We start from the raw sequence: 1,026 nt of genomic DNA, 5'->3' as shown, positions 1-1,026 counted from the left end.
GACCAGAGCGCTGCTTGATCAGGCCTGTTGAACACCAGAATTGACAATAACTCGCCAATGATTGCTCTGTGTGCGTCTCTTCTGCCAAGCTCCAATAAAGTAGATCCCAAGTAGCGGATTCCAGACATCCCGTAGGGGTGGCCGAGTGCAATGGCTCCTCCGTTTACGTTGGTAATATCCCAGGGTGTACTGAGTTCTGCTTGGTTGTACAGCGTGGTCACCGCAAAAGCTTCGTGAAGCTCCCAGAGGTCAATCATGTCTTTTGTCAGCTGATGGTGCTTCATAAGGCGGTTTATCGCTGGGGCGACCGCAATACTCATCTCCTTGGGCGCTACCGCGGAGAGTTGCATGCCGCGAAACAGTCCGAGGATTGGCAGATTTCGCTGCGCGGCCAACTCTGCATCCATCATTACCACGGCGGCGGCCCCATCAGACAATTGCGAGGCATTGCCAGCGGTCACTGTACCCCCGGTATTCACCGGCTCCAGGGCAGACAAAGCTTCCATGGTTGTACCGGGGCGGGGGCCTTCATCTTCTGTCAGGGTGATTTTCAGGCGATTGGTCTCACCGCTTTCTTTGTCTTTTAACGCCATCACCGTATCGAACGGCGTGATTTCCTCCGCAAGCTTACCGGCTTTAAGAGCCTCCGCCACGCGCTTTTGTGACTCAACCACATAGCGGTCCTGATCCTCCCGGCTGATATTGTATTGATCGGCGACAAAATCGGCTGTTTGGATCATGGTCCACCAAACCGCAGGCACCTTTTTTTGCAGGGGTTCATAAACAAAGTGGTTCAGGTTCAAATTGAACTGCACCAAGCTGATACTCTCCACACCTCCCGCTACCCCAATTTGCATCTCACCGGCGGCGATACGGTTGGCCACAATCGAAGCTGCGTTAAGGCCGGAGCCGCAATACCGATTGACAGTAAAACCCGGAACCTGCGAGCCGAAACCAGCAAATAGCGCTGCATCCTAGATTCCCACAATGACCGACACACTTGGCGATAGCAAAGGGGGCCAGCTG

General features: G+C 54.1%; 1 pseudogene. It reads right to left on the bottom strand.

The annotated features are described in order from the left end of the window. Positions 1-911: pseudogene (locus MO867_RS22220) on the bottom strand (thiolase family protein); the annotation flags it as partial. Positions 912-1,026 lie beyond the last annotated feature (115 nt).

This window comes from Microbulbifer okhotskensis (genome assembly GCF_023895975.1).
Lineage (GTDB): Bacteria > Pseudomonadota > Gammaproteobacteria > Pseudomonadales > Cellvibrionaceae > Microbulbifer > Microbulbifer okhotskensis.
Note: the sequence above shows the minus strand (reverse complement) of the source record. Positions and strands in the feature narration are given on the sequence as shown.